The sequence below is a fragment of the Clostridium sp. LIBA-8841 genome, assembly GCF_034439435.1.
Taxonomy (GTDB): domain Bacteria; phylum Bacillota; class Clostridia; order Clostridiales; family Clostridiaceae; genus Sarcina.
This window is the reverse complement of record NZ_JAPCKJ010000003.1, coordinates 207,547-229,957: the sequence shown is the minus strand read 5'-3', so window position 1 is coordinate 229,957 and position 22,411 is coordinate 207,547. Positions and strand designations below refer to the sequence as shown.

The following is a 22,411-nucleotide window of genomic DNA, read 5'->3' as shown; positions in this document are numbered from 1 at the left end:
AACACTTATGTTAAAGAAAAAAATTTCATTAATTATTGTAGCGGCAGTAATATCGAGCTTTTCTACACCAGCTATCATAACTTTGGCAGACGAAGTGCAAAAGGAAAAGGCGGTATTAACTGAAACTCAAGGAACTGGAGAAGAAAATTCAACAGATGCTACAGTCAAAAAATTTGACTTGCTAAACAATGAAAACATTGAAGGGTATAACAAAGTATTCAAAATTGAAAGAGAAAAAATTAAGTCAATAACTAATAATGGGGGACAATATGGAAGTTCATCAATTAACAAAGCTATAGACGGAGACCTTAAAACACATTGGGAAACAGGAACTCCAAATAGAACAGACTTCAAGAATGAAGTTATAATTGAGTTAACTGAACCTACGATGTTAAACAGAATAGTTTATGGTGCAAGACGTGATTCTGCCATGGGTAAAGGATTTGCTAGAAAGTTTAAATTGTATGCTTCAACAAGTGAAAGTGGAGATGATTTCACATTAGTATGTGATGGAGATTATTCAAAATCAAATAGTGATATAGTTCAAATAAAATTTAAACCTACTGAGTTTAAACGTTTAAAATTTGTTTTTGATGAGGCAAATCAAGATTGGGCAAGTGCTGTAGAATTCATGCTTTATAAGCCTGATGATGTTTTAGATAAAATGAATAGATTATTTAAAGATGATACACTAAGTCAGGTTAGTGAAGAATTTAATACAGTAGAAAAATTAGATGCTTTAGAAGAGGAAGCAAAAACACACCCTTTATATAATTCCTTTAAAGAAGACATAGAAAATGCAAAAAGAATACTTAAAAGCAGTAAAATCGAAGCTGAAGAAGCTAAAGTAGAGAAGTTTAATTTACAAGATAATGAAGAATACAATAAACTTTTTGAAATAGATAAAAGTAATATAGAGTCAATAAGTAACAATGGAGGCCAATATTCTTCTCAAAACGTAAAGAATGCAATAGATGGAGACTTAAAAACTTATTGGGAAACTGGAAGAGCAAATGGAAATAACTTTAATAATGAAGTAGAAGTTACTTTTAAAAACAATGTTAAATTAAGTAGAGTTGTGTATGGTGCAAGACCTAGTGATAATAAAGGATTTGCAGAGCAATTTGATATATATGGTTCAACTACATCTAAAGGAGACACATATCAATTAGTAGCAACAGGCTCTTATTCTAAAACTAGTGGCTTTATAGAAGCGAAATTTAAAGAAGCTGAGTTTAAGAGATTAAAGTTTGTGTTTAAAAAATCTGATCAGAATTGGGCAACTTTATCAGAACTTAAATTTTATAAGAATGATGAGTTAGCAGATAAAGTTGAAAATATATTCACTGATAAAACTTATTCAGATTTAAAACCAGAATTTAAAAATAGTGAATACATAAATAATTTAGAACAAGAAGTTCAAAATCATCCTTTAAAAGATGAATTAGCATCAAGATTAAATATAGCAAAAGACATATTAAACAATAAAATTGATTCTGAAAATACAAAGTTTGTTGCTACTCAATATGGAGATTTAGCAAGATACGGCAGTGAAGTTTTAAGCATGTCTAGTATGGGAGAAAATTTCCAAGTAACAGGACTTTATGCCTTACCAGGAGATAAATTAAAAGTTTATGTCAATGCTGAAGCAGGAAAACCAATGCCAAGATTAATCTTTTCACAAAATGAGGGAAGTTATAGTAGTTGGAGAAAAACTGTTAATTTACATACTGGAATTAATGAAATAACTGTTCCAACAGTAAATAGGGATGGAAACTATAAGAGTAATCCTAAACCAGGTGGGTCTATATACATAGAAAACCCATATACTCCAGAGGAACAGGGACAAGCACCTATTATAAGGATTGAGGGTGCTCAAAGATTTCCTTTATTTAAAAAGGGTGATAATGAAGAGGAATTTAAAAATTTCTTAGTGGAATATAAGAAAAAGCTAGATGAAGACAATGCAGCTGGAACTAATAAAGTTCTTGATATAGCTGAGGTTGACTCGGATAGAATGACGTTATCAGGAACTACAACTGGAGCCTATGATGCATATATAAATCAAGGAGTAAAACCTAGTGAGACTACAACTTTCTGGGATCAAACAATGGCGGAGCTATTTAAATACTATGGATTTGATGGAAGTAGTGAAGTTAATAATCCTAAAAATATAAAAGAGCATATGAGATTAGCTCAACCTTTTGGAGCAATGTATGCTTCTGGAGATCATGTTGGAGTTCAAAAAAGTGCTATGAGTGCTATGTTAAATCCAAATTCTATAAAAGGTGGTTATTGGGGATTTATACACGAAATAGGACATAGAATGGATACTAATGGACGCACTTGGGGAGAGGTTACTAATAATATGCTTCCTATGCATATGGGTGTACAGTTTAACAACATAGATAATAGAATACCTTATGAATCAGAGATTTATCCAAATGTTGCACCAAATGAAAGAGATGAAGAATTTGTGCATGGTCATTACTTTGAGAGCTTAGGATTATTCTGGCAATTACAAATGTATGATGAGAATTATTGGCCAAATTTAAATAAGCTTTATAGAGAAAGAAAACCATCTCCAAAGAATGAACAAGAAAAGAGAGATATATTCGTTGAATATTCATCTGATGCATTAAACTTAGATTTATCAGAATATTTCAGACGTCATGGTTTTGTGGCTAGTAAAGAAACTTTAGATAAGTTAGCTAAGTATAATAAGCCTTCTAAAAAAATATGGTATTTAAATAATAGTTCTATAAATTATAAAGGACCTTCAATTGATGAAAGTGCTAAACCAGTTATGAATTCTGAAATAGAAGAAAATAATTTTAGACAACCAGAAATAAAGTTCTCTTCAGATATACCTAATGATGAATTATTAGGATACGAAATAACAAGAAATGATGAAGTTATTGGATTTACTACTAAAACTTCATTTACAGATAAAACAGCAAAAGCTAATACTAAATATGAATATAAAGTGAGAGCTTACGGAAAGGATTTATCTACTTCAAGTGAGAGTGAGCCAGTTAATTACGAAATACAAAGAGCTTATGTAGGCTTTGATAAGAGTAATTGGGAAGCTAAAACTAATTATCTAACAGTAAGTGGAATGGAAGTACCTAAAGCAATTGATGAAAAGTATTCAAAGTATGGTGTTTTTCAAACAAGAAGGGTAACTGATGATGAAATAAAAAAAGGAATAACTAATCCTATGGAAAGTCCATATTTATTAATAGATATGAAAGAAAATAAAGACTTTGATGGATTTGAATATTACAATGCAACAAGTGATAGTAACGGAAAAGGAATGGTTAAAACTTATAATCTTTATATAAGTAATGATGGCAAAAACTTTACTAAAATAGTAGATAATGAGGATATACCACAGGCTTCAGAAAGAGGAAGAAAAGAAGTTTTATTGGATAAAACTTATAATGCTAGATTCATAAAGTTTGAATGTGTACAAAGTGCTCAAAAAGATGGAATAATGACAGTTTCAGAGTTTTCACCTATTAATAAGGAAAAGGATATAGAGGTATCAAACATTGAAATAGTTAGTGAAAATAATAAAAAAGAGATTAATGGACTTGATGAGAGTATAAAATTAACTGCAAAAACAAAACCAATAGGTGCCACTCTAAAAGAAGTAGAATGGAAGGCAGTTGATTCTAAAACTGGTGAAGAAAGCAAAGCTGTTAAGTTAGATGTATCGGGTGAAAATGTTATTGTAACACCAAATTCAACAGGAAAAGTAGAAACTGTTAAGGTAGTAGCTACTTCAAAGTACAACAAAGAGGTAATGAATGAAATAACTATAACTTCAAATGCTTCACAGCTTGCTGAAGAAGGAACTTATAAAGATATAGAAAAGAATAATTGGACAGCTGAAACTAGTGCACCTACTGATTGGAGATATGCACCTAATAAGGCCGTAGATGGAAAAACAGGAGAGTATGATATATTCCAATCTGCTAGTCAAGAAGGAACTAAATATTTAACAATAGATATGAAGAATGAGTTTAGCTTTAATGGATTTGCTTATCATAATAAAGCTAATGGAAACTCAACAGAGGGACAAGTTAAGAGATATAATTTATATATAAGTGATGATGGAGAAAACTTTACAAAAATAGTTGATAATGGTGTAGTTCCAAGAGCAGACGTTAAAGAGCGTAAAAATATATTACTAGATAAAACTTATACTGCAAGGTATATAAGATTTGAGTGTTTAGAAACTCAGTTTGGTGACAATAAGATGGCCGTTTTAGAGTTTAGTCCATTTACAACTGAGAAGAACATACCTGTGAATAAAATGGAGGTTACATCTAAAAATGGAACACAAGAGATATATGAAATAAACACAATTGGAGAAGGTATTGACTTAGATGCGAAAATTTATCCTGAAAATGCTACTGATAAAGATGTTATGTGGAAAGTTGTTGATGCAAAAACTAATGAACCTGTAGACGAGTATGTAACAATAGATGAAAATGGTGTCTTAAAAGGAACAGGAGTGGCATATGATGGTGAAATTAAAATAATAGCTACTTCAAAGGCTGACAATAAAATAGAAGCTGAAGCTAAAGGGCTTGTTGTAAACAACACAGATTTAAATACAATTTCAACAATGAGCAAGTTTAATCTATTAAACAATGAAAGCTTACCTAAATATGATAAAAAATATAAAGAAAATATAGTGGCTATCAGTAACAATGGAAGACAGTATGGTTCAAGCTCTATAGATAAAGCAATAGATGGAAATAGAAATACTCATTGGGAAACAGATACTCCAAATAGTGATAACTTTACTAATGAAGTTATATTAACTATGGAAAATGGTAATGATGTTGTAGATAGATTAGTATATGCTACTAGACAGGATGGAGCAAGAGGAAAGGGATTCCCACTTGAGTATGAATTATATGCTTCAAATACTGAGCCAGGAAATACTTTTAGAAAAGTAGCTGAAGGTTCTTATAGTGGAAACACTGGAGATTTTGTTGAAATAAAATTCACTCCAACTAAAGCAAAGAGATTTAAATTTGTATTTAAAAATGCTAAAGATGGCTGGGCAAGTGCATCAGAATTCTGCATGTATAAAGAAGATAAGTTAAGAGCTACATTAGATGATTTGTTTGTTGATTCATCTAAAAATGAATTAAAAGAACAATATAAAGATATAAGCAAAATAAACGAACTAGAAAATCAGCTTGAGAACTATGAATTAAAAGATTACTACAAAGAAGACGTTGAAAAGGCTAAGGATTTAATTTCTAAGAAACCTGAAATAAAGGTTGAAGATAGCACAATAATTCATATTAAAGATAGCTTTAATGCAATGAACGGTGTTAGAGGAATAGATAATGAAGATGGAAATATAACTGATAAGATTGTTGTTAAAGAAAATAATGTTGACACTTCCAAAGCTGGAGTTTATAAAATTCTTTATGAATTAACTGATAGCTCAGGACGTAAGACATCTAAGGAAAGACGTGTTATTGTAACAACAGAAGAAGAGTATTTAAGTGATATTGACTGGACAAAAGCTACATCAGGATGGAGAACTGTACAAAAAGATAAGAGTGTTCAAGGAAACAAATTAACTTTAAAAGGAACAGATGAAAATAAGAGTTATGACAAAGGAATTGGAACACACTCAAATTCAGAAATAGTCTATGATTTAAGTGGAAAAGATTATTCATATTTTATGGCTAAAGTTGGAGTAGACCAAGAAGTTTCAGGTAACTCAGCTTCATCAGTAATATTCCAAGTATATTTAGATGGAAATAAAGTATATGATAGTGGCATGATGAAATCTGGAGATCTAGAAAAGGATGTATTTGTTGAAACTAAAGGAGCAAAGGAATTGAAGTTAGTAGTAAATGATGGAGGAAATGGAAATTCTTCTGACCATGCAGACTTTGCAGATGCTAAATTATTAGTTATGAATTCTAAACCAGTTTTAAAGGTTGAAGAGGATGCAGTGACAAAGGTAGGGCAACCATTAGAGAGCATAACTGGGAAATATACAGCTACAGATGTTGAAGATGGAGATTTAACTTCAAAGGTTGTTATTGGAGGAAATGTAGACTTTAATAAAGCTGGTATCTATAGAGTAACTTACTCTGTAGAAGATTCAGATGGAAATACTACTGAAGCAACAAGAACAATTAAAGTAATTGATATGAAAAATAGCACATATTTAAGTGATATTGATTGGATATCAGCAAATAATACTTATGCAAAAGCTAATAAGGATATATCAGTAAGTGGTAATCCATTAAGATTAACTGATGAAAATGGACAAAGTGTAACTTATGAAAAAGGTATAGGAACACATTCAACATCAACAATAAAATATGATTTGACTAAAGGAAATTATGGTTATTTCTCAAGTTATGTTGGAGTTGATAGACAAATGTATGGTACTGTTGGATCAGTAACTTTTGAAGTATGGCTTGATAATAAGAAAGTGTATGATAGTGGATTAATGAATTCTACTTCTACTCAAAAGTATATAGAAGTAAATCTTAAGGGAGCAAAAGAGCTTAAGATTATAGTTACAGATGGTGGCAATGGAAATGGTTCAGACCATGCTACTTTTGGAGATACAAAACTTTACTATGTAGAATAAATTTTATTATATAGATAGAAGTGTAGAGGAGATAATCCTTTATACTTCTATTTATTTTTAGTCGTATTGATTTTTAGAAGTTTTTATACTTAATTTAAGATTTAGTGAAATACTTTATTCTTAGTGATTTATAAGAAAAGAGAGAGTTTTATTTTAGATATGGAAAGATATCAAATAACTTTAGTTATATTGTTAAATTTTGGAATGATAGAAAAATATATTGACTAAATAAGATTAGATGCTATAATAAATTTGTGTTTTAAATGATATTGAATATCATTAATATATATTAACGAGAATCAAAAAAGAAGTTGGAGGACAAATGATGAAGGGATTTAAAAGATTAGCAGTTTTAGGACTTGCAGTACTTACAGTTGGAATGTTTGTTGGATGTTCAGGTAGTAAGACTAGTGAAGGAAATAGTAATAATGGGGAAAAAAGAGTTGTACAATCTGTAAAGGGAGAAGTTGAAATACCAGCTAATCCACAGAGAATAGTTGATATTTCTGGTAGTACAGAAGAGTTAGTTCTATTAGGACATACTCCTGTGGCTACAGCAAATGTGGATTCATACAAAACGGATCAAGTGCCATCATACATGGCAGATAAATTAAAAGATACAAAGATAGTTGGTCATTCTATGATGGATACAGCTGATATAGAAGGGATATTATCAGTAAATCCAGATTTAATAATAATGTCACCTAGACAAGAAAAAATATATGATCAATTAGCAGAAATAGCTCCAGTGGTTGTGATTAATGATAATTCAAATGACTGGGAAGCCAAGTTTAAAGATATAGCAAAGTTATTTAATCAAGAAGATGAAGCTCAAAAGTGGTTAGATGATTACTATAAAAAAGCAAAAGAAGTAGGAAATGAAATTAAGAAAGCAAATGGAGATGGAACTTACTTAACTGTTTTAGCTAATTCAGGACAATTTATGGTATTTACTGAAGGTGGAATAGGAACAATCTTAAAGGATGATATGGGATTACCTCAACCAAGTAAAATGCCAAAACAAGATAGTATAACATTACCTACAGTTACTCTTGAAGGACTTACTGAAATAGATGCAGATCACATAATAGTTTTAGGAACAGAGTCAGATAAGGCTAACTTAGAGTCAAGTAGTGTTTGGAAAGAAATGAGAGCGGTTAAGGATGGAAATGTAACAATGCTTGATGTAAGTCCATACTTTACTCAGGCTTACAACCCAATGGGAAGAGAACTTTTATTACAATCAATTAAAGATGAGCTTGTAAAATAGTACATATTTTTAGTAGGTGTAAGATTTAAAATTTTGCACCTACTATTTGAATTTTAGTAGAAGATTTTTAGTAAAATAATTATTTAACTCAGGTGATACTTTAAGGAGGACAACTTATGAAAATACAAAAGAAAAAGACTTTAGCTTATTGGCTAATGGCTATAGGGCTGGTACTTTTGATTAGTGGAATTATTTTATCCATATCTATAGGAGCAAAGGATATTGATTTCTCTATGATAATAAAGTCTATTTTCACAAATGATGCAGATGTAAATATTAAGATAATTAGAGATGTAAGGATACCTAGAGCTCTTGCGGCCGCTTTAGTAGGTGGTTTTTTAGCTGTAGCTGGCGCTATTATGCAAGGAATAACTAGGAATCCAATTGCAGAGCCTTCTGTAATGGGAATAACTCAAGGTGCTACATTTATGATAGCTGTGGCATTTGTTCTTCAAAGAATATATCCTAATTTAGTAATAAATAGCTTTGCCCTTATGATATTTGCCTTTTTAGGGGCTAGTATAAGCGGTCTTTTAGTATATTTCATAAGTTCAAGATCCTCTAGAAAAGTTGATCCTGTAAAGTTAGCTCTTGCAGGTACAGCCTTAGGAACTTTACTTATATCTTTAGCTATGGGTATATCAATGTATTTTAATTTATCTCAACAATTAAGTTTCTGGGTATCAGGAGGATTAGTTAGTGCTAAGTGGGAAGGTGTAATCTTATTAGCTTTAGTTGGAGGAATAGCTTTTATTGGAGCTATGATTATATCACCTAAAATAACAATTTTAAGTTTAGGAGAAGAAGTGGCTATAGGTCTTGGGCAAAAAACTAATCTTGTAAGATTTATAGCTATAATGATAGTTATATGTTTAACTGGAGCCTCTGTTTCTGTAGCCGGTAATATTGTCTTTGTAGGTTTAATAGTTCCTCAAATATGTAAGGCAATAGTAGGATCAGATTATAAATATATAATACCAAGTTCTATGATATTAGGAGCTGTTTTATTAGTATACAGTGATATATTAGCTAGAGTTATAAATCCTCCTTATGAAACACCAATAGGATCTTTAACGGCTTTATTAGGAGTTCCTGTGTTTATATACCTAGTTAGAAAGGAAGGTAAGTAAATTATGAATATAAAAAAGAATCATAGATTTATTTTAGTTACGGGAATTTTAATAGGATTAATCTTTATTACCTTCTTAATAAGTTTGAACATGGGTTCATTATCAATAGAACCAAGTGAAGTCATTAAAACATTAATTGGACAAGGTACTAAAAGTAATGAAATTGCTATCTTTAAGTTAAGACTGCCTAGAATACTAATAGGAATATTAGTAGGAACAGCTTTAGCTACAGCAGGAACTATTTTACAAGGGGTTACAAAAAATGATTTAGCTGATTCTGGAATACTTGGTATAAATTCAGGTGCTGCTTTATTTGTTGTAATTTATATGTACATAATGAATGGAAATGTATATGATGGAGTGAGCAATTTAACTATATTTACTATGCCTATAGTGGCTTTAGGTGGAGCAATTTTTGGGGCATTTTTAATTTACATATTAGCATGGAAAGATGGAATAAATTCATCAAGATTATTATTAATTGGTATAGGAATAAATATAGCTTTTACATCATTATTAACAATATTTCAATTAAGATTTACTACTCAAGAATTTAATAGGGTTATGGCTTGGATATCAGGAAGTATATGGGGAGCAAGCTGGAAATATGTTTTAGCAATACTACCATTCATAATTATATTTATGGCTTTAACTATATATAAATCAAGATATTTAGATGGATTAAATTTAGGTGATGAAGTTGCCACAGGAATAGGCATAGAGGTTGAAAAGGAAAGAAGAAAACTAATAATATATGCTGTTATATTAGCAGGAGTAGCAACATCTGTAGCCGGTAGCATAGGATTCTTAGGTCTAGTTTCTCCTCATATTGCAAGGAAGCTGGTTGGACCTAAGCATAAAAAATTAATTCCAACAGCGGCTCTTATTGGGAGTTTAATATTGTTAGTATCTGATACTATAGCTAGAAATTTAATTGCGCCAATGGAAATGCCAGTAGGAATAATAGTATCCATAATAGGTGTTCCATATTTTATTTATTTAATGTTATCAGAATAAATTTTTTGAGTGTTAATAATTAAAGTTTTACGAAAGCAGAGGAGATAAAGATGTATTGTATAACTACAGATAGTTTAAATATTTCATATGGAAGTATAGATATAGTTAAGGATTTAAATTTAAAAATACCAAAGGGAAAGATAACTACCATAATAGGTTCTAATGGATGTGGAAAGTCTACAGTATTAAAGACAATAGCTAGAATTTTAACTCCTAAGAGCGGGGATATATATATAAATGAAAAAAGTATAAAGGAACAATCTTCTAAGGAACTAGCAAAAACCATGGCTGTATTACCTCAAAGTCCTCAAGCACCTAATGGTCTTACTGTAGAGGAATTAATAGGTTATGGTAGATTTCCTCATCAAAAAGGTTTCGGTAAATTAAAGAAAGAGGATAAAAAAGTGATTCAATGGGCACTAGAAGCTACTGGTTTAATTGAATTTAGAGAAAGAGATATAGAAGACTTATCTGGAGGACAAAGACAAAGAGCTTGGATTGCAATGGCTTTAGCACAACAAACAGATATACTTATACTTGACGAACCAACAACTTATTTAGATTTAGCGCATCAATTAGAAATTCTAAACTTACTAAAAGAGTTAAATGAAAAGCAGGGTACAACAATAGTTATGGTTATTCATGAACTTAATAATGCTGCTAGATTTGCTGATTATATGATAGGTATGAAAAGTGGAAAGATAGCTTGTGAGGGAACTGCATACGAAGTTATGACAAAGGAAAATCTTAAAGAATTATTTAATATAGATGCAGAAATCGTACAAGATCCAAGAAACAACAAACCTGTATGTGTAACTTATGATATGTTATAAGGATATATTAAAAAATATCAAATATATTTCAATATAATTTAGATAAATAAGAGACTGTGAAAAATCTTAAAATAATATTATTTTAAGTGTTTTCACAGTCTCTTTTGTTTTATAAAAAAGAATTGATTAGTATATTTATCTTTTAAAATTAATTTTTTAGAATATATTACTAGCTTTATTAAATCAGGAAATTGATTTTATTGATTTAAAAATTAAAAGTGATGAAAGTAAGAATATAAAAGATATTATTGATTGAAATAAATTTATTGCAAGCACATCTATAAAAAATATAGAAATTAAGCTTGTTGAAATATTGATGAATAAATGTATTAAAGAAACCTGGATTAAGTTTTTATTTTTAGTATATATTACAGCTAAAAATATACCAGCTGAAAAAGTAAATAGTAAGATTAAGAGTGATTTAAAGTTAAAAAGATTGCCGTAAAGAATGGGGCTTATTAAATGAATAATGGAAAAAATAAAGCTTGAAATAATTATTTGTTTTTTAAAACTAAATTTTCTTAGTTCATAAAAGGCATAAAATCTGAAAACAATTTCTTCTTGAAAAGCACCAGTTATTAAATAAAGTAAATTAGTGAAAAATGCAATCCAATTAGGGTTATTATATGGATTAAATGGAAATAAGATTGCTGCAAGAGTAAAAAATAAAACAATTATAAAAATTATATAAAGAACAGTGCTTATAAGAATATGTTTATTTAAATATAGGGTTGGCTTAACCATTGAAAATTGTTCTTTTAGAGAAGTTCTTTTAAATATAAGTAAGTATATTGATAATGAAATCAATATTAAAGGTAAAATGTGAATATTGATAAATTTAAAAGTTAAATAACAATTAATAAAAGAACATAAAGTGAGTATGAAAAATAAACTGCAGAATTTTTTGATAATATAATTATTATTCAATCAAGGACCTCCTTATTAAATCTCTATATTTTTACAGACTATTATAAAAATTAATTAGAGGAGCTATTAAAGTTTTATCCGTAAAGTTTACAACTTGTCCGTAGGTTTCTAACATCATTTTTGTTTCTTCATCTCTTTTATCTTCAGTTATTCTATCTAGAGATTTTTTTAACATGGCCATCATAGATCGATGGATAAAGTTTAATTTTTTATAGTCAATAGCACCTCTAAAATGAAAAACTTTAATTTTGCTTTTCATTTCTTCAGATAAATTTTTATTTAAGATAGGAGTAAATTGTTCTTTATTATCTGGATTTGCTAATCCTACAGTAAATAATATTATATTTTTATCTTTCAGTTTATTAAAGGTTTTTCTTATTAAAGAAAAACCAGCAATTCCACTAGCATAAAGGCCTCCACCATATATTATGGTTTTATATTTTTCTAAATCACTGGATTTAATTTTAGAGCTTTCGAAAATATCTGCATTTAAAGTTTTACTAATCCATTGAGCATATTTTTTAGTAGAACCATATCTAGATTTATAAATAACCACTGTATTATTCATTTGAATCCTCCTAATTTAAAAGTATATTAGATAACTATGAGATTTTAGCTAAAAGATATTTTAAAAGCACGATTTTTATAAGTTATTTGTACTATTAATTGGTTTAAATTGGAATTGAATATATAATAGCATATTTATAGAGAAGTAGATATATGAAAAGATATGTTTCTAATTAAAAAGAAATATTGTTAAATAACTTAAAACTTAAAACTAGATAAAAGGTGGTTAATAAATAGTGTGGAATAAGATTAATATAGAAGAAATCAAATAGACAAAAAGTTAAAATTCTTATCTATATTTTTGTGGAGGGTAAAATAGTGGATTTAAATATTAGGGAAGCTAATATTAATGACTTTAAAGAAATTAGTAATATTAGAAAGATGATAGGAGTTAGAGAGAACATACTTTCAAATAATGATGAAAAAGCAGAAAAAATTAAGGAGAGAATTCTAAATAAAAGAAAAGAGGAATATTGGTATGTTGCTGAACTAGGAGATAAAGTTATAGGGTTGGCTATATTAAATGGTCATTGTAATCCAAGAAAAAAACATGTTGCATCAATAACATTAATGGTAGATAGTAGCTATCAAAATAAAGGTGTTGGAAAAATGCTTATGGATAAGTTAATAGATTTAGGTGAGGAACTTAATATTATAAGATTAGAGTTAAGTGTATTTAGGGATAACTATAAGGCTATAAATTTATACAAGAAGTTTGGCTTTTTAGAAGAAGGAATAAAAGTAAAGTCAGCCCTGAAAAATGGTGAATATACTGATGAATTGATGATGGCTAGAATAAAAAATAGTTAACAAATATTAAGATATATTAGGAGGAGAGAAAAATGTATGAATATAAGTTTGTAAATGTTCCGGTAGATAAATCTTTTAAGACTAAAAGAGGATATTCCTTTGAAAAATGCAAAGAGATTATAAGAGAAGAGGCTAAAAATGGGTGGAGATTGAAGCAAATAGTTACACCAATTAATGAAAAGACAGGAGTTAATGTTACTTATGCTTATGAAATAATTTTTGAAAGAAAAATAAGCAATGAAATTTAATAAAATGAACTTAAGAACTCTAATAATAGTTTTAATAGTTTTAATTCCTTTTATATGGGGAACTAATTTAGCTGCAATATGGTTTAGTGACATGGGAACAAGAGAAGTTTCTATTATTAATAGAATAGGAATTTCATTTTTAGTATTGGGACCTTATTGGATAATTTTTATAGTTGGAGTATTTAGAAATTTAAAAAGAAAACTAATAAATTATAAAGCGTTTAATATAATGTTCTTTGTAATTTATTGTTATTACTTCTTTTTAATAAATATGATTGTTAATAACTTGATGTTACAGGTAAAAAAGATTTAATTATGCAGTTTGTAATTAAAAGAGACTTAAAACTAGATTTTAAAAATATTAATAATATTGCACTTTATAATCAAGCTTATGATGAAGTGAAAATGAAGACAAGATAATATAAGGTATGTATAACAAAAAAAGAGTTGCTAATAATGACAACTCTTTTATTATTTAAATATTACTCAGATAATTTTTTATTAATTGCAAACATTTCGATTAGGTAGTAAATAAAACAACCTCCTACTGGAATTAGTAGATAAACATATTCAAATTTAAAAACAAAAAATGTAAACTCTGTTATTACTAGAATAGCACCAATAATTATAAAGGTCATGCTTATCAACTCTGTAATATAATCTTTATTTTTAATTTTGCTTTCATCACAATAGTTTTCAATTCTTTTAAAGTAGAAAAGATAATATCCAAGTTTAAATTTCTTATTTTTAAATATATAAAGACCTGTAAATAAAAATATTAACCCGACAATAAGAATAAGAATTAAAACCATAATATTCTCTCCTTTCACACTTACTTTTGATTACTAAATTTTTATTTTTTATATAAATAATTTTTAGCACTAAAAAATAAGTGTACATCTCATATCTTTTGTTTAATAGTTGTATAGATTTTTTAACATTCATAAATTTAGCATTAATTTTATAAGTTTATTTAATTATTTAGGTTAAATGAAAAATTAAGTTTAATTAGTGAAATTTATCTAATAAGTAATATTTAAACAATTATATACTAATAATTATAATACAATTTTGAACCAATTTAAACACGTATAAATAATATTTTCCAAGAAAGTGGGATTAGATTAAATATTATAATTTTTAAAGAAAAAAGCGGTTGAAGAAGAATTATTTTATTTGATAAATTTAGAGATTTAAACAATTAAGATTCCTTTTTTAGACTTAATCAATTCTTATTTGAAAATTTTTTCTGAAAAAAGTTTTATTTTTTTGTCATATTATGTGATTTTGCTGAATATACATATAAAGTCATAAAAGTAATACTAGATTTTTTGGGGGGATAAAAAAATGAGAAAAAGAGGTATCATGAGTAAACGTTTGCTAGCTGCTTTATGCATGGCATCAGTAACAACATCATTATTTGGTTTTGGAGGAGTTGAGGTTAAAGCTTCACCAAATATTCCATATGACCAAAAGGAATCATTAGCACCATTAGGAGAGGTTTACAGCATTGAGACTTTATTAAACTGGAATCCAGAAAGTGATCCAGATGCGAAGTACAACAGAGCAAGTATTGAACTTCAAGACAGATTTATGGGGGACATAGTAAATGAAAATGCTCACCCAGAAGCGAAAATAATGAATGTAGCTTTAACTAATCCATATGTGGACAAGGCACCATCACAAGGTAGTGATTCAATGGATGCATATGTGTTCTCATATTGGCAGTATGTAAATTCATATGTTTATTGGGGAGGATCAAGTAGAGGGATATTTGCACTTCCAACTCCAGATGTAGTTGATAATGCACATAAAAATGGTGTCCCAGTTTTAGCTACAATAGGCTTTCCATGGGGACCAGGAGAAGGATATGCTGAGCAAGTAAGATCATTCCTTCAAAAAGATGAAAATGGAAACTTCCCAGTAGCAGATAAAATGATTGAAATAGCGGAATACTATGGATTTGATGGCTATTTCTTCAATCAAGAGTCTTATGGTTGTGTAAAAGACGATGCAGATAGAATGATAGAAATGCTTGAATATATTAAAAAGAAAGCTCCAAATATGGTTATAGGCTGGTATGATTCTATGACTGTTGATGGAAATGTTAAGTGGCAAGATGCATTAAATAGTAAGAATGCTCCTTTCTTCCAAAATGGAGAAAATAGAACGACAGATGAGTTCTTCTTAAATTATAACTGGACTCCAGAAAAAGTAGAAACTTCAGTTAGTACTGCAGTTGGTTTAGGTAGAAGTCCTTTTGATGTTTATGCAGGCTTAGATGTTCAGCAAAATGCATATAATACACCATTTAATGATGATTATTTATTGGATGAAAATGGAAAACTCAGACTTTCATTAGCTATGTATACTCCAAATTCAACATTCTCAATGGCTAAGGATGTTTATGATTTCTATAATCATGATCAAAAATTCTGGGTAGGACCAACAGGGGATCCTTCAAAATCAGATACAGAACAAGATTGGGTTGGATTAGCTAATTATGTTCCAGATAGATCAGCAATAAACGACTTACCATTTGTGACTAACTTTAATTTAGGACATGGTGAAGATTATTATATAGATGGGTCACTTTCAAGAGATGAAGAGTGGAACAATAGAGCAATGCAAGAGTATTTACCAACATGGAGATGGATAGTTGAATCAAACGGTCCTAAATTATCACCAGACTTTGATTTCAAAACAGCTTATAATGGAGGAAGTTCATTAAAGGTTGAAGGAAATTTAGAGGCTGCAAATCCAAATCATATAAAACTTTATAGCACAGACTTAGCTATAGAAAATAATTCAACAGAATTATCAATTGTTTATAAAACTGATTCAGTTCCTAATATGAAGGTTGGATTATGTTTTGGAGAAAACTATGATGAGGAAAACTTTACATTCTTTGATGTAAATGCAGTAAGTAATGGGGCATGGACAGAAGTTAAAATACCTTTAGGAGATCATATAGGCAAAACAATTTCTGCAATATCATTAAAGTTTGAAAGTCAGGAAGATATTGAAAACTACAAGATAAATGTAGGACAAATATCTATAGAGGAAACTGCTGAAAATAATAAAGGATTAAAAAATAGCAATGTTGTTTTAGAAGAAACAATGGTTCACAATGCAAACAGTGCAGAAGCTAGAATTTATTGGGATGGATTAGAAGCTGGAAATGATGATGATCTAGCTTTTTATGAAATATATAGAATTAAACCAGATGGTTCTAAAGAACTTATGGGAGCAACTCCAAATGATGCTTACTATGTTCAAGAGTTCAATAGATATGGCGAAGAAATGGAATTTGATATTGAAGTAGTGCCTGTAGATGTAAATTACAATAGAGGAGAAGGAAAGAAAGTAACATTTAATTGGGGAATTCCTAACGATGCCACAGAAATTCCTGAAGAAGAAAATCTTGTGAATTTTGCATTAAATATGCCAGTTAAAGTAAGTGCAGAGGGCGCTGCAGAGCCAGGAATTAAAGCCGTTGATGGTACAGTAGATAATAATAGTAAGTGGTGTGCAGCCGGAGTAAAAGAAGGATGGCTGGAAATTGACTTACAAGAGCCTAAGACTATTCAAAGATGGGTTGTTATGCATGGAGAAGAAGGTGGAGAAGCTAAGGATACTAATACAAAAGATTTTGCTTTAGAGGTTTCATATGATGGTGGAGAAACATATGAAGAAGTTGATGTTGTAACAGGAAATCAGGATGCTGTTACTGATAGAAACTTAGCAGAACCAATAGTGGCTCAACATTTAAGACTTAGAATAGATGACTCAGGTGATTCACCTTGGGCTGCAATAAGAATATATGAATTCCAATTATATGAAGATACATTTGTAGATCAAACAACTGAAATTCCAATGAGATTTGTAGATGCTAAAAATAATAAGGGTGCAAATGACTCTGTATTAGTTACAAGAGGTAAAGAGGGACAAACTGTTAATCTTTATAAATCATTAAATGATGAAACTCCTTTTGTAACTTCTACTATAGGTGCTAATGGTGAAGCTAAATTTGAAGGCTTAGACTTTGGCAAAGATGGTGGCAGAATTTACTATGGAATAGTTGAAGAAGGTAAAGAAGAAAGCTTAAGAATGAGTGTTCCTTTTGAAGGAGAAGAGTGGGAATATTCAAAAGCTCCAGAAAACTTTGAGTTAATTCCTTATAAGGCTCCAGGAATGAATGGAGAAAATCCTAATTATGGTACTTTAAAAATAGAAGATTTAGAAGCTGGAGATGTGGTAAGTATATTCAGTAGTGCTGATTCAATATTCCCAGATAAGGTTAGTATACCTGTGGCTAAAGGTGGAGATACTGCTATATTAGATAGAATACCTGTGAATCAAGAAGGTGGAGTATTCATATTAGAAGTTAAAACAGAAGGCAAAAAAGCTAGAAGAATTGAAGTTCCATATTCAGGATTTGGAGAAATTACAATGGCAATAGAGGAAGGTGCACCAAAAAATCTTAGAACAATTGATGTTCAAAAGAAGAGTGTAAGTCTTGCTTGGGATGTACCAGAAAATACTTATGGATTAGATGGATATATAATTTACAAAGATAATAAAATGGTTGGAGAAGTTTCAATGAGTGAAACTGAATTTACAGTAGAAAAATTAAATAGACACACAATCTATAACTTTAAGGTTGCTGCTAAGTACTCTAATGGAGAAATTTCAGAGAGAGAGTCAATAACAGTAAGAACAGCTAGATAGATAAACTAAAAAGGTTAACAATAATGATATTAGACAGGTTCATATATCCTTTGGATTCTGTCTAATATCATTTTTTTTATTAACTTTTGATTATTTAAAAAAGTTTATATTTTTAATTCTTTATTAATAGCCTAGCTTCTTTAATTATTAATATTGTTATTGAATTTAAGGACTTTATGTTAATATATGCTTGAAGTTTTGGAGGGAAGATAGGTTCTTAATAATATTATTGTAGATAGATAATATGAGTTATAGAATAGATTATATTTGTTATATATTTAAATTAAAAATAAGTTTTTTAAAACTTTAAAGGAATTTGGTTGTATTAGAAGAAATAATTAAGAAACTGATTTAAATATAGGAGGGGAAAATGGAAAGGCAAAAAAGTGATTTGTATCCAAAAAAGAAAGAATCTTTTATACAAATAATAATAGGAGTGTTATTTGGAGTATTAGCTTTCTTTGTATTTCTGTTATATAGCAAGGATATTTTCAATATTAAGACATTAACAGAAAATATACCTTTGTGGGTAAAGATAGTAATATTCATAGTTTCATATATATCTTCTGTAGCATTACATGAATTAGGACATTTTATTGCTTTTATAAAAAATGAAATAAAGATGAGAGCTTTATATATAATGTTTTTATTGTTTATAAAGAATAAAGGGAAGTGGAATTTTAAATTTAGATTTAATGCTGTAATGCTTACAGGAGGTATAGCTATTCCGTATATTCCAGAGATAAAAAGTGAAGAGGAATTAAAGTATTACCAGAAAGCTTTTGCTAAGTCAATTATAGCAGCGCCTATAGTTACAATATTAATACCAATAGTTTTTGGATTAATATCTTTTGGAATAATATCAATTTATCCTAATAATACCCTAAAGGGAATTCTTATATTTATAACAACTGCTTTATTTATTATAAATATATTCTTAGCTTTGTCTTGTTTAATAAAAAATGAACTTGCTATTGGAGATTTTCCTGCTTTTAAGATGTGTAAAGAGGATAAGTATTTTATGGCTATTATGCTTCAACAGTATAGAACTATTCAGGGAGAATATGAATCTAAGAATAGCTATTTAAATAGAATTCTTAATGAGTATATCAAAGAAGAGTTTAAGGAGAAATCTATTAATATATTTACGCTTGGAGTTATAGATAACTCTTTAACTATATCATTAGCTAATAAGGGAGAAGCTCTAAGTAATATAGAGGATTATCTAAAATATTTTGAAGAGAATCCATATGTTTTATTAAATAGCAAGTTAACAAGTGTAAGGATAGTATTATTTAGTGTGATAGAGTATTTAGCTATTGAAAAAGGTGAATTTGATAGGGCTAAATTATTATATGAAAAAGTTAGTGATAAGTTAAATAAAGATAAAAAGAATAAGATTATAGAATATCATATAAAGCAGTGCGAGCATTTATTTGGAATTAAGGATAATAGAGCATTTTTATTAGATAGAAATAATATTAAGGTATCTGAAGAATGGCCAATATGGAGTATATTTGAGGAATATTATGAAGTTGAAGACGAAATAAATGAGAAAATCTTTAAAAGTAGAGTAGTTAATTAGTATTTACAACTCTTTAGAAAGGCATTTTTAGGCTTTTTTCAAGAGTATTTATTTTTTGAGATAACTCCTGGATATCTTTCTTGGCAAGGTGAGTATTGGCTTGTGCATTGCAATGATTTATGTGAATATATAGGTCCTATTGGTACAAAAGAATTAGAAGATATGGGGATACTAAAAGAAGTTTTAGAAGATTATCATGAAAAAGAGCCAATAATGGATATTGAGTATTTTAAAAAACATTTAAGTAAAGATGGAGGTATCGCAGGATATTTATTTAGATGTCTACATTGTAAAAAGTATATAATATGGGTTGATATGTCATAGCGCTAAACCACTATTGTGTAAATTTTCAGCTTAGGTGGCTCTTACCTTTATATATTATAATCTTATAATAATATTATAGAGTAAAGATTTTAGTTATTTATAATATTTATATTTGGAGGATAGTAATATGAAGGTCGGAATAATTATGGGAGGAATTTCTTCAGAGAGAGAAGTTTCTTTAGTAAGTGGAGAGTCAATTTTTAATCATATAGATAAAGAAAAGTATGAAGTAAGTAAAATTATAATAGATAATAAAACTGATATTATAGAAAAAGTCAAAGACATAGATTTTGCTTTATTAGCTTTACATGGAAAGTTTGGGGAGGATGGGACTGTTCAAGCCTTCTTAGATATAATGGATATACTATATTCAGGTTGTGGAGCTTTAAGTAGTGCTTTATGTATGGACAAGAATTTAAGCAAGAAGATATTAAGAGATGAAGATATAAGAACAGCTAAATGGACGACTGTTAAGTCAATAGAAGATATTGATTATGAGAAAATTGAAGAAATAGGTTATCCTGTCTTTGTTAAACCTAATAGTGGTGGATCAAGTGTTGCTACATTTAAAATTCATAAAAAAGAGGATATAGAAGAGGCGGTTAAGGAAGGCTTAAAGTATGATGAGGAAGTAATGATTGAAAAGTTTGTAAGAGGAAGAGAGATTACTTGTCCTATACTAAATAATGAACTTTTCCCAATACTTGAAATAAAGGCTAAAACAGAGTTTTATGATTATGAACAAAAGTATTCAGTAAATGGAGCAGAACATTTACCAGTAACTTTAGAAAAGCCTTTATATGATGAGGTTAAAGAAATGGCATTAAAAGCTTTTAATGCTTTAAAATGTGAAGTGTATGCTAGAGTTGACATGATAGTTTCTGAAGAGGGAGTTCCATATCTATTAGAAATAAATACATTACCAGGGATGACAGCCACAAGTTTATTCCCTCAAAGTGCTGAGGAAAGAGGAATGACATATTCTCAGTTTATAGATTCTATAATAGAAATATCATTGAAGAAGACTAAAAAATAATAGAATAAATATTTATAATAGTTAATAAAATTTAGAAAGTATCAAGTTTTTGATACTTTTTTATTTAGGAATAAATGGAAAATTTTGTTTAAAACACTTTTTTATTTAGGTATAATTAATATATATATATATATAAATTTTTAGATATAAAGTTATTAGAGGGGGATTAAATAACTTAATAATTAATGGTGTGAGGGGATATTTATGAGATATAGAGATTTGTTACGTAAATACAATGAGTATAAAAGTGATGATAAAAAATTTGAATATAAGTATATTTATGATGAAAATTTAGAAAAAATAAATTTAAAATACAGTATTAAGAGTATAGCTGGAGTAGGAAATGAATTTTCACAAATAAAGAATGTAATGACATGGGTACATGATAGTATTAAACACAATGGAGAAGTAGTTATTCCTAGTGAAAATTTAAATATAGATGGAATAATAGAAGGAGGAAGGGAACAAGGTGGAACATGTTTTAATTTAGCTATTGCTTTATCAGAAGCCTATTTATCTTTAGGTTTTAAAAGTAAATATGTTAGATGCAGACCTATGAATTACGAAGATAATCATTGTCATGTTGTCGTGCAAGTTTACTTAAAAAACTTAAAAAAGTGGATAATGATGGACCCTTCTTTTAATTCTTATGTTATGGATTCAAATAAAAATATATTAAATTTGCAAGAAATCAGAGATGCTCTTATTAAGGGAGAGGAGCTTCTAGTTAGTGATGAGATTAATTTGAATGGACAAGTATTTAAAAAAGAAAAATATATAGATTATATAAGTAAAAATATTTTTAGGTTTGAGACTACTCAAATTAGTGGATATAATTCAGAGAATATAAGAGAAAATAAGTTAGTAGAATTAGATCCATTAAATTATGATGGAAAAGATAATAACCTAAAAAAAATATCCTGTGCAGAAAAATATATTAAAGAAAATTTTATAGATGATGAGGATCTTGTTGAGTTTTATAATAATATAAAAGATAGAGCTTTAAATGAAACAATATACACTAATGATAAGGAAATGTTTTGGAATATTTAAATGAAATTAAATAGAGTTTTGAGAGAAGAGCCTATTTAATATAAGCTATGTATAAAATTTATTAGCTTATATTTTAAGAAGGCTTTTTTTGTATATAATAATCAGTATTATAAATATTTATAGACTATTTTAATAATTATTTAAAATGAATTTAAAAACATGTTTAGTTTTTTTATAATTATTAAATAAAATTTTTATATCTAAAAAATCATCTTTCTTAGATGGATAAGATTTATT

16 protein-coding genes are annotated in these 22,411 nt (G+C 28.6%); 13 read left to right on the top strand and 3 right to left on the bottom strand.

What is annotated here, in order from left to right:
* The first annotated feature begins 7 nt into the window (after positions 1 to 7).
* The 5 genes from OIF33_RS09585 to OIF33_RS09565 all read left to right on the top strand — a co-directional run bounded on the left by OIF33_RS09585 (position 8) and on the right by OIF33_RS09565 (position 10,893).
* Complete coding sequence (locus OIF33_RS09585; RefSeq protein ID WP_322504024.1) at positions 8 to 6,643, top strand: NPCBM/NEW2 domain-containing protein; 6,636 nt, start codon at positions 8 to 10, stop codon at positions 6,641 to 6,643.
* Between the two features lie 325 nt (positions 6,644 to 6,968).
* Positions 6,969 to 7,913 (top strand): iron-hydroxamate ABC transporter substrate-binding protein, encoded by a 945-nt coding sequence (locus tag OIF33_RS09580; protein WP_322504318.1) that lies wholly within the window; start codon positions 6,969 to 6,971, stop codon positions 7,911 to 7,913.
* Between the two features lie 116 nt (positions 7,914 to 8,029).
* Positions 8,030 to 9,043 (top strand): iron ABC transporter permease, encoded by a 1,014-nt coding sequence (locus tag OIF33_RS09575; RefSeq protein ID WP_322504023.1) that lies wholly within the window; start codon positions 8,030 to 8,032, stop codon positions 9,041 to 9,043.
* A gap of 3 nt (positions 9,044 to 9,046) precedes the next feature.
* Positions 9,047 to 10,060 (top strand): iron ABC transporter permease, encoded by a 1,014-nt coding sequence (locus tag OIF33_RS09570; protein WP_322504022.1) that lies wholly within the window; start codon positions 9,047 to 9,049, stop codon positions 10,058 to 10,060.
* Positions 10,061 to 10,110: 50 nt separating this feature from the next.
* On the top strand, positions 10,111 to 10,893 hold the full coding sequence (locus tag OIF33_RS09565) for an ABC transporter ATP-binding protein (RefSeq protein ID WP_322504021.1): 783 nt from the start codon (positions 10,111 to 10,113) through the stop codon (positions 10,891 to 10,893).
* Between the two features lie 183 nt (positions 10,894 to 11,076).
* Here OIF33_RS09565 and OIF33_RS09560 read toward each other — a convergent pair whose 3' ends face one another.
* Positions 11,077 to 11,820 carry a type II CAAX prenyl endopeptidase Rce1 family protein gene (locus OIF33_RS09560; RefSeq protein ID WP_322504020.1) on the bottom strand — a complete coding sequence of 248 codons (744 nt, stop codon included), beginning with the start codon at positions 11,818 to 11,820 and terminating at the stop codon, positions 11,077 to 11,079.
* Between the two features lie 31 nt (positions 11,821 to 11,851).
* Positions 11,852 to 12,388, bottom strand: a complete 537-nt coding sequence (locus OIF33_RS09555) for a flavodoxin domain-containing protein (protein WP_322504019.1) — start codon at positions 12,386 to 12,388, stop codon at positions 11,852 to 11,854.
* Positions 12,389 to 12,705: 317 nt separating this feature from the next.
* Between OIF33_RS09555 and OIF33_RS09550 the strand changes: the two genes are divergently transcribed.
* The 3 genes from OIF33_RS09550 to OIF33_RS09540 are packed head-to-tail and all read left to right on the top strand — an operon-like array spanning position 12,706 to position 13,758.
* Positions 12,706 to 13,197: a GNAT family N-acetyltransferase gene (locus OIF33_RS09550; RefSeq protein ID WP_322504018.1), complete on the top strand. Its 492-nt coding sequence runs from the start codon at positions 12,706 to 12,708 to the stop codon at positions 13,195 to 13,197.
* Positions 13,198 to 13,229: 32 nt separating this feature from the next.
* Positions 13,230 to 13,445, top strand: coding sequence for a DUF4177 domain-containing protein (locus OIF33_RS09545; RefSeq protein ID WP_322504017.1), 216 nt, complete (start codon positions 13,230 to 13,232; stop codon positions 13,443 to 13,445).
* Positions 13,435 to 13,758: a hypothetical protein gene (locus tag OIF33_RS09540; protein ID WP_322504016.1), complete on the top strand. Its 324-nt coding sequence runs from the start codon at positions 13,435 to 13,437 to the stop codon at positions 13,756 to 13,758. The genes OIF33_RS09545 and OIF33_RS09540 overlap by 11 nt, the downstream gene beginning before the upstream one ends.
* A gap of 169 nt (positions 13,759 to 13,927) precedes the next feature.
* On the opposite strand, the gene OIF33_RS09535 is transcribed toward OIF33_RS09540, so the two are convergent.
* The gene (locus tag OIF33_RS09535; protein ID WP_322504015.1) at positions 13,928 to 14,257 is read right to left on the bottom strand and encodes a hypothetical protein; all 330 of its coding nucleotides are present in this window, start codon (positions 14,255 to 14,257) and stop codon (positions 13,928 to 13,930) included.
* 535 nt (positions 14,258 to 14,792) lie between these two features.
* On the opposite strand from OIF33_RS09535, the gene OIF33_RS09530 reads away from it, so the two are divergent.
* The 5 genes from OIF33_RS09530 to OIF33_RS09510 all read left to right on the top strand — a co-directional run bounded on the left by OIF33_RS09530 (position 14,793) and on the right by OIF33_RS09510 (position 22,174).
* Positions 14,793 to 18,176 (top strand): endo-beta-N-acetylglucosaminidase, encoded by a 3,384-nt coding sequence (locus tag OIF33_RS09530; protein ID WP_322504014.1) that lies wholly within the window; start codon positions 14,793 to 14,795, stop codon positions 18,174 to 18,176.
* A 370-nt stretch (positions 18,177 to 18,546) separates the two neighbouring features.
* Positions 18,547 to 19,761 (top strand): site-2 protease family protein, encoded by a 1,215-nt coding sequence (locus OIF33_RS09525; RefSeq protein WP_322504013.1) that lies wholly within the window; start codon positions 18,547 to 18,549, stop codon positions 19,759 to 19,761.
* Positions 19,762 to 19,821: 60 nt separating this feature from the next.
* Positions 19,822 to 20,085 carry a CbrC family protein gene (locus OIF33_RS09520; RefSeq protein WP_322504317.1) on the top strand — a complete coding sequence of 88 codons (264 nt, stop codon included), beginning with the start codon at positions 19,822 to 19,824 and terminating at the stop codon, positions 20,083 to 20,085.
* A 127-nt stretch (positions 20,086 to 20,212) separates the two neighbouring features.
* On the top strand, positions 20,213 to 21,121 hold the full coding sequence (locus OIF33_RS09515) for a D-alanine--D-alanine ligase (protein WP_322504012.1): 909 nt from the start codon (positions 20,213 to 20,215) through the stop codon (positions 21,119 to 21,121).
* Positions 21,122 to 21,325: 204 nt separating this feature from the next.
* Positions 21,326 to 22,174: a transglutaminase-like domain-containing protein gene (locus OIF33_RS09510; protein ID WP_322504011.1), complete on the top strand. Its 849-nt coding sequence runs from the start codon at positions 21,326 to 21,328 to the stop codon at positions 22,172 to 22,174.
* The last annotated feature ends 237 nt before the right edge of the window (positions 22,175 to 22,411 follow it).

Coding starts and splice junctions, on each gene's coding strand:
- OIF33_RS09585 (WP_322504024.1), top strand. CDS start 8: ATGTTAAAGAAAAAAATTTCATTAATTATTGTAGCGGCAGTAATATCG.
- OIF33_RS09580 (WP_322504318.1), top strand. CDS start 6,969: ATGAAGGGATTTAAAAGATTAGCAGTTTTAGGACTTGCAGTACTTACA.
- OIF33_RS09575 (WP_322504023.1), top strand. CDS start 8,030: ATGAAAATACAAAAGAAAAAGACTTTAGCTTATTGGCTAATGGCTATA.
- OIF33_RS09570 (WP_322504022.1), top strand. CDS start 9,047: ATGAATATAAAAAAGAATCATAGATTTATTTTAGTTACGGGAATTTTA.
- OIF33_RS09565 (WP_322504021.1), top strand. CDS start 10,111: ATGTATTGTATAACTACAGATAGTTTAAATATTTCATATGGAAGTATA.
- OIF33_RS09555 (WP_322504019.1), bottom strand. CDS start 12,388: ATGAATAATACAGTGGTTATTTATAAATCTAGATATGGTTCTACTAAA.
- OIF33_RS09545 (WP_322504017.1), top strand. CDS start 13,230: ATGTATGAATATAAGTTTGTAAATGTTCCGGTAGATAAATCTTTTAAG.
- OIF33_RS09540 (WP_322504016.1), top strand. CDS start 13,435: ATGAAATTTAATAAAATGAACTTAAGAACTCTAATAATAGTTTTAATA.
- OIF33_RS09535 (WP_322504015.1), bottom strand. CDS start 14,257: ATGGTTTTAATTCTTATTCTTATTGTCGGGTTAATATTTTTATTTACA.
- OIF33_RS09530 (WP_322504014.1), top strand. CDS start 14,793: ATGAGAAAAAGAGGTATCATGAGTAAACGTTTGCTAGCTGCTTTATGC.
- OIF33_RS09525 (WP_322504013.1), top strand. CDS start 18,547: ATGGAAAGGCAAAAAAGTGATTTGTATCCAAAAAAGAAAGAATCTTTT.
- OIF33_RS09515 (WP_322504012.1), top strand. CDS start 20,213: ATGAAGGTCGGAATAATTATGGGAGGAATTTCTTCAGAGAGAGAAGTT.
- OIF33_RS09510 (WP_322504011.1), top strand. CDS start 21,326: ATGAGATATAGAGATTTGTTACGTAAATACAATGAGTATAAAAGTGAT.